7 protein-coding genes are annotated in these 7,549 nt (G+C 51.4%); all 7 read right to left on the reverse strand.

The annotated features are described in order from the left end of the window. Positions 1 to 72: 72 nt before the first annotated feature. A complete protein-coding gene (locus tag DEP07_RS25685) occupies positions 73 to 1,746 on the reverse strand; it encodes a b(o/a)3-type cytochrome-c oxidase subunit 1 (RefSeq protein ID WP_122966650.1) in 1,674 nt (557 codons plus the stop codon). A gap of 16 nt (positions 1,747 to 1,762) precedes the next feature. Then, positions 1,763 to 2,230 (reverse strand): cytochrome c oxidase subunit II, encoded by a 468-nt coding sequence (locus DEP07_RS25690; RefSeq protein ID WP_287103208.1) that lies wholly within the window; start codon positions 2,228 to 2,230, stop codon positions 1,763 to 1,765. Positions 2,231 to 2,254: 24 nt separating this feature from the next. Further along, positions 2,255 to 2,422, reverse strand: coding sequence for a cytochrome c oxidase subunit 2A (locus tag DEP07_RS25695; protein ID WP_122966651.1), 168 nt, complete (start codon positions 2,420 to 2,422; stop codon positions 2,255 to 2,257). Positions 2,423 to 2,640: 218 nt separating this feature from the next. Next, entirely contained in the window at positions 2,641 to 4,341 is a 1,701-nt protein-coding gene (locus DEP07_RS25700; RefSeq protein ID WP_287103209.1) for a YcdB/YcdC domain-containing protein, read from the reverse strand. 158 nt (positions 4,342 to 4,499) lie between these two features. After that, the gene (locus DEP07_RS25705) at positions 4,500 to 5,156 is read right to left on the reverse strand and encodes a response regulator (protein ID WP_063229374.1); all 657 of its coding nucleotides are present in this window, start codon (positions 5,154 to 5,156) and stop codon (positions 4,500 to 4,502) included. Continuing rightward, positions 5,131 to 6,222 carry a PAS domain-containing sensor histidine kinase gene (locus DEP07_RS25710; protein WP_122966653.1) on the reverse strand — a complete coding sequence of 364 codons (1,092 nt, stop codon included), beginning with the start codon at positions 6,220 to 6,222 and terminating at the stop codon, positions 5,131 to 5,133. The genes DEP07_RS25705 and DEP07_RS25710 overlap by 26 nt, the downstream gene beginning before the upstream one ends. Positions 6,223 to 6,449: 227 nt before the next feature. Continuing rightward, positions 6,450 to 7,433, reverse strand: coding sequence for a copper amine oxidase N-terminal domain-containing protein (locus tag DEP07_RS25715; RefSeq protein WP_122966654.1), 984 nt, complete (start codon positions 7,431 to 7,433; stop codon positions 6,450 to 6,452). Positions 7,434 to 7,549 lie beyond the last annotated feature (116 nt).

The raw sequence follows: 7,549 nt of genomic DNA on the forward strand, positions 1-7,549 counted from the left end.
CCATGCGTGGCGCACCAAAAAAGAGCCGCCCCCCTGCACGGGAAGCGGCTCTTTGTCTTTGCCTTTGTATCACTACCAGGTTCGGAACGGAGGCGAGCCTGGCGCCTGATGCTGGATTTGCTCCATAATCGGGTAACCGTAGGCCAGAATGATCAGGAATGCAACCAGTCCGACCCATACAGGCCAACGCTCCAAAATGCGGGGAACTTCTTGCTTCGTTTCGGTTTCGGCAATCGGATATTCCGTATTGCCTTTTGGCGCGTAGAACGTCAAGTACAGCAAAATGAGGATCAGCAGAACCGCCGACACAAACAGCAGTCCTCCACCAAAAGCCATGACGCGTTGGTAGTCCATCCAGCCGAGAGCGGTCGGATGATCCATGTACGTCGTATAGTCTGTGCGGCGCGGCGCTCCTTGCAGCCCCATCGTATGCATCGCAAGCGACATCAGAAACATCCCGACAGCCCAGAATACCGTCTGCACCATACCCATCCGGTTGGCTATTTTGGTCAGTTTGCGTCCGGTCAAGGCAGGGATCAGCCAGAAGCTGACTCCGAAGAACGTGAGGGCAACTGCCGCCCCGACCGTGATGTGAAAGTGACCGGTTACCCAAATCGTATTGTGAATAACCGCGTTGATCTGGTTACTTGCGTTAATGATTCCGCCCGCTCCCCCAGGAATGAAGAACAGCATTCCGACAAATGGAGCGAAGAAGCGAACGTCAGTCCAAGGCAATTTTTTGAGCCAGCCGAACAGGCCGCTTCCGCCTTTTTTGCGTCCCGTCGTCTCGAAGACAGCGAACATCGAGAAGGCGGTCATCAGCGAAGGAATAACGACAATCAAGGTCAATACAACGTGAATCATTTTCCAGCCTGCGGAAATTCCCGGCTCCATCAACTGGTGGTGGAAGCCGACCGGAATCGAGAACAGCAACAGACAGATGAACGCAAGACGGCTTAACGAATCACTGAACACATGTCCGCCGATAATTCGCGGGATGCATACATACCAAGCCATGTAAGCAGGCATCAGCCAGAAGTACACAAGCGGGTGGCCGAAAAACCAGAACAGCGTACGGCTGAGCATGATATTGATCGTCGGCACCAGTCCGAGTGACCACGGAATGAGTTGGAACAGTACCTCTACAGCTACCGGGAGAGTAGCGATAATCCACATGACGTATGTGGTAACTCCCATGAACACGAACAGCGGAGACATTTTACCCGGATTTTCTTTTTTCCATTTGCGATAGCTGGCAAAAACCCCGAAGCCAGCCAGCCAACTGCCCACGACGAGCAGGGCGGAACCGATGTAAAAGTATGGAGAAGCTTTTAACGGTGCGTAAAACGTGTACAAGACCGAAGCTTCGTTCATCACGATCGTGACGACCGCCATCAGCGTTCCCGTCACCATGAGAATCCAGCCTGCCCAGCCAAATTTCAGCGCTGCTCCGTGCAAGGAGCCGCCTGTCGTTCGGGCAACACCTGAGAAAATAAAGCCGACGATAAAGAACGTGGTAAAAATGAGTGCCATCAATACGCCATGAGCCGTTAAAATTTGATAGTAGTTCGTCCAGCTTGGCAGTTCAATAATACCGCCGCGAACCATCCCTTGGAGCATACCTGCCAATGCTGCCAGCCCAAAAGCCGCATACGCCACCCAGACATAAGCCAGACTCAGTGTGGCTGCAGAACGCTGTATCGGAGTGTGAGGAATTGCTTCATCCAATTTTCTTGCGATGACCATTAAGGTTCACCTACCTTTATTTCACAATAATTGTGGTTGCCATCACCTGATGGCCTGCGCCACAGTATTCGTTGCAAAGGATCAGGTATTCACCTGGCTTGTCAAACGTATGGGTAGCCGAGCTGATGTGCCCTGGCAAAACCATGAAGTTGATGTTTGTTTCCGGAATCTGGAATCCGTGAACAACGTCCGGACTTGTTACATGAAAATTGATGGTGGAGCCCGCCGAAACCTCCATCTTTGTCGGTGAGAAACCAAAGGCAAACGCCGTCATGTAAGCGTCGTACTCCTTGTCTCCCACTTGCTTCAAGCCTGGTTTATCAAAGGGAGGAGTCTCCATCACTTTTTCCGGATCAATCATTTCCATATTGCTTGGCGGAGCCATCCCCATCGCAAACGCGTTGACACACAACAACACGATAAACAGCGCCAATCCGCCTGCACCAAGCATCAGCCATATTTTTTCATAACGGTGCAAATGCATACGTATCCTCCTTCTCTTCCTCTATTACGCCCGTTCCAGGAAAAGCCCGAATACACCTAGCCAGCCAACGAGAATGATGCCTCCCACAATTAGCACAGCAGCAAACGTTCCTTTGAGCTCTTCTTTCTCTGGTTGTGTCTTTTTTTCTTTTGACTTTTTGTTTTGCTCCAATTTGTCGATTTGCGTCTCCATCGCACTTTTCTCCTTTCTGTGTGCCGCGCAGGCGCATCACATCTATCACGCCTTCATTCTACCCTTGGGACCAGTTGGAAGTAATTCGGGGAAATCCCCTAAAATGGTCCGGGAAAATCCCCATTCTGACTCATTCACGACACAATTCCGACATAATATCCGCCACATTTTCGACAAAAAAGCCGACTGCTGCAAGAGCAATCGGCTTTGGGGCACGTTTAGCGATATTTGACTGTAATGATTTTTCCCGTAGTGGCGTCAATAAAGCGGTAGCTGTTCTTCTCTTTTGTCTGGTAGATCAACTGCGGTTCAGGCGCCCGCTGTCCTTCGTATTGGTCCCAGTAATAGTTCAGTTCCAGCTCTACTTCCTGCTGATACGCTTCTTTGGCTTCTTGCTCGCTCACGATCTTGCCCGCGTCTGGCAAAACGATGCCCGGCTGGATCGGATGAAGGTTCAGCCCTGCGATCGCCCCCGTCTCCTTGTTTATCTCCACTCCATAAAATTCGTCTGACACAGGAATCCCGTCGCGTTTGCCCTGGAAGTGGAACGAATACTCCTGAGGTTCGTCCTGTTTGTGCAGCTTGCTCTTGTCTACCCAATCGGGGATTTCCGCTTCATCCGTTCGCACGAAAAGCGTCAGCTCGGCAAGCGATGGATCAACATACGGTTCCAGAGCTGCAATCGCCTTTTTCTTTGCTTCCTCAATGCTGATTGTCTTCCCCTGTTTCCGCCCGTCCGGCAAATGCAGATTGAAACCGATCAGGCGATCACTCACAGCGTCAGTCGTAAGCGAAATGCTGTCAAAGGGCGAGGGACTCTTGCCGGAAAAGTTCAACCAATGATACGATTCGATTTGCTGAAGTCCATCCGTCAAGTTTTCCTTATGATCATCGTATTCAAAGTCAGCACCTGCGACATCAATGCCAAACTGCTCCTTCAGCCATTGCTCGCCCTCTGCTTTGGATGCGATTTTGACAGACTTCCCTCCGCCTTTCACTCGCACCGTTTGTTGATCCGGTATTTTGTCCTCTCCCACTACCTTGCCTGTCACGGCGTCAATTCCGAATGGCTCGTTAGCCTGATAAATCAGCATCGGCTTTTTCTCGGACGGTCTTCCCGGCCCGGCATACGCTGTCGGTTGTTCAGCAACGTACTCCAGCTGCATTTTCAACTGCTCCTGATACAGCTGCTTCGCTTTGTCCGGCGAGATCGCTTTTTCTGGGGCGGGCCACTTGGCCTCGTCAGGCTGAATTTGGCGGTAAGCGTCGTAGCGAACAATATGTCCGACATGGTCAACAGATACAACGAGAGAGTAGTCGTTCAGCGGAATCTCATTGATCAGGGTTTGGTAATAGACGCTCGACCTCGCCCACTCGATCATTTTGCCTGTTTCTCCGCTCCCCCTTCCGGCCTTCCCTCTGCCCATTGCCTGCGACTGTTTCAGAGAACTGGTTTCTTTTCCGAGCCATTTGTGCAGAAATTCGTCCGCTTTTTCGCGTGCCAGCTTTTCGTCCGGATAATTGGCTGACGCCCAGTCCGGATTGCGAATATCCAGGAAAAGCAGTCGCCCTGTCTGCGCATCCAGTTCAATCGAGGCAGTCGCATATTCGGTGCGATTTTTTTCTGCCCCTGTCTCTGGCCTGTTTGTCAGCATCACGTTCCAGACCGGATTCGGGTAGTCGCGGAAGTTGTTTTCTTTCAAAAACTTCTCTTCCAGGCGAAGTGTCTTTAATTCCGGCATCTGCTCGAACAGCTTGTCCAACGAGCTTTGCACTTCTTTTGAAATTTCACTCTTTTTCGCCTGTTGTTCTTTTGCTATATTGGCTGCTTCTGCCCGCGAAGTTTCCGTCCACATTGGCGTTGCAGCCAGCAAGCATGCCGCCACAATCGTCATGACCGACTGATTGATTCTTTTCATCTCGCGCCTCCAAAGTAACTGGATTATTTTTACACATAAGTAATGACGAGACGAACGGGCACATGGTTACATAATATTCCATTCCTGTCCAAAATCTTCGGAATAAAAAACACGCCCTCAAACAGCTGCAAGGACGTGATGAAAGCATTCGGTCTGGTTTACTCAAAGTCGAGCCAGCCTTTTTTGATCGCATACCGCACCAGATCAGGCCGCGTGCGCAAGTGCAGCTTTTCCATGATATGCGCCTTGTGCGACTCGACCGTCTTCACGGAAACGGTGAGCTGCTCCGCGATTTCTTTGTTGCTGAAACCTTTGGCGATCAGCACGAGCACTTCTTTTTCGCGCTCGGTCAAAATCTCGTACTTCGCCTGTTCCTCGCCGTTTTTGACCATCTGCAAAAATTCCTCAATCAGCGATTTCGTGGCCGATGGATACAAATAAGCCATACCGCTGTTGACGGAACGAATGGCAGCGATCAGATCGAGGTCAGGGGCGCTTTTCAAAATATATCCGGCAGCTCCGGCCTGCAGGACACGAAACAAATACTCCTCGTCGTCGTGCATCGTCAAAACGAGCACCTGTATGTCCGGTGCTGCTTCCTTCAGTCTCGCTGTTGCCGTCAAGCCGTTCTCCCCTGGCGGCATGCTCAAATCCATCAACACCACGTTCGGGCGGATTTCCAGCGCTTTTTCGCAAGCTTCCTTGCCGTCAGCTGCATAGCCGACAACATCCATGTCCTCCTGGGCATTGATCAGCATTCCCAGCCCGGACCGTACAATCGCGTGATCGTCAGCGATCAGCACGCGAATGGTCATCCAAAATCCCCTCCTTTGGCAACGGAACGCGGACAATGACTGTCGTTCCTTCTTGCGGTGCCGAACGAATATCGACGGTACCGCCAAGCAGTTGCGCCCGTTCCTTCATCCCGAACACGCCAAGTCCTTTGCCGACACTCAACGTCTTCTCCACTTCAAAACCGATGCCGTCGTCCACGATGGTCACGACGACTTCTTTTTCCCGATTTTCGAACATGATCGCCAGCTGGCTTGCCTGCGCGTACTTGGCGGTGTTGGTCATGGCTTCTTGAACGATCCGGTACAACGCGGTTTCCATCGCGGCCGAATACCTCCGCTTCTCGCCTTGTACGTGCAATTCGACTTGTATGTGAAAAGTCTTTTCCACTCGTTTCATCAAAGAGCGCAACGCGGGCAAAAGTCCGAGATCATCGAGAGCAGACGGGCGCAGCTCCAAAGCCATGCGCTTGACTTCCTCCATCGCCTTGGATGTCATGTTCACCAGCTCTGTAACGTGCTGCATGACCTGTTCTCCGGGATTTCCCTGCCTGACCACGTTCAGTCCGACCAAAATGCTGTAAAGCGCCTGCCCTACGCCGTCGTGCAGCTCGCGAGCAATGCGCTTCCGCTCTTCTTCCTGCGCCTGAATCGCAAAATGAGTCAGCTTGTGCTGATAACGCTCTTTTTCCACACGCTGCTGAGCTGACATGTCACGCAAGATCATCACCAGCTTGCCACTTGAGTCGTCGGGCAGTCGGGCTGAGCTGGCTGCCACAGGATGTTCGTGTCCGTCTTTTGTACGGAGCCGCATTTCAAAAGACGGCATTTGCACCCGCTTGAAAAAGCAATCGGTGCAACTCGTCTCCTCCGTACAGGTTGCCATGCCCAAGCAAAGCTCGCAAATGTGCTTTTCCCGGACCAGCTCTTCTTCTGTCCAGCCTGACATTTGTGCCAGCGCTGCGTTGGCCTTGACAATCCGTCCCTCATGGTCGATCACCAGGATGGCGTCACTGACGTTGGCAAAGATGGACTGCATCAGGGAAAAAGCTTCATTGGATGTTCCCAGATCTTCTTTCCACGTACTCATGCGCTCCTCCTTTGAGACAATCATCTACATGCTATTGTAGAGTTTACATGACCAGTTGTGTATCAGGGAATTCCCTTAACCTGCCCCGTTCCGCGCAAAGTCGGCATTGACAAAATATGACACTGGAATAGACCTTGAGACCCTTGACCGATTCACCTGCATGCCGTACGTCGTCAGCGACATGCGTCAAAAAAACCGGGACAGCAACTGCCATCCCGGATTCTCTCTTACTCTACTACGATTTTTTCGGCTACACCGATTGGCGGCAAGCTGCGCGTCAGTTTAGGACCGTAGAACGCGATTACGTTCATGTCTGCCTTCAATTCTTCCGGCTTGAGCGCTTTGTTGTCCTTGGCGCTTACGATTACGGTTTTGTCGTTGATGATCAGCGCCACTTTTTCCGGAGAAGTAGTGGTCAAGCCGTGTCCTTCTACCACCATTTTGTACGTGCCTTGCTGGTCAGGCGCAATGCTCGCTACTTTGCCTGCTGTTCCCATTACTTCCGCAGATTCCAGGCTTTTCTTCACCACGATGGTCAGCGCACCTGTTTGCGGCGGCATGCTCATCGCCATGTATTTGTGGTGAGTCGCTTCCACTTCCATGCCCAGCTTCAAGTCTTCCGGCTTCAATACTTTGCCCGCAGCGTCGGTGATTTTGGTCTCTTCGCTGATGTGCAGGATGATGCCTGTCTCATATCCGTCCAGCGCAATAGAGATATTTCCTTTTTCCGATTTGTTGATGGTAGAAATCGTACCTGTACGCACTGGCGCTTTTTCTGCTTCTTCGTCCACAACGGTCACCGCACTGTCTGTCACATTAACTTCGGCTTGCAGGATTTCATCCACAAACGCGACTGGCACATACGTGCTGCCGTTCAGCACGCGCGGCTCCGCTCCGAGCGTTTTGTACATTTTCGCGTATGGGTAGCGATCCTCGCCCGCTTTTGCGTAGCTAGAGATGGCGCCTTTTTGCACTTCTGCCGCTTTCAGATTGTCGTTCCAGCTTACTTTGAATCCGAGGGATTCAGCCACCGGGCGAAGCGGAACCAATACCGTTTGTTGACCTTTATCAAAAATCGCTGCTTGCGTAATCGCGCTTCCGTTTACATTCACCGACAGCTCTTTAACTGGTTCGGAGGTAGCCGATACGATATTCGTGCCCAATACGGCGAGTGCCGCCAGAGTCATCATTCCTGTACGAATTGTTTTCATGTTGTATTCCTCCAATGTTTGTTTTTTCTCTTGTGTTGTGTTTCTATTCATTGGACGGAGCCATTTCGCAAACGTTTCAACAAATTTTTATGGATGACGGATTGTCAAGCCAAGTG

This window comes from Brevibacillus sp., from assembly GCF_003521185.1.
GTDB classification, from domain to species: Bacteria; Bacillota; Bacilli; order Brevibacillales; family Brevibacillaceae; genus Brevibacillus; species Brevibacillus parabrevis.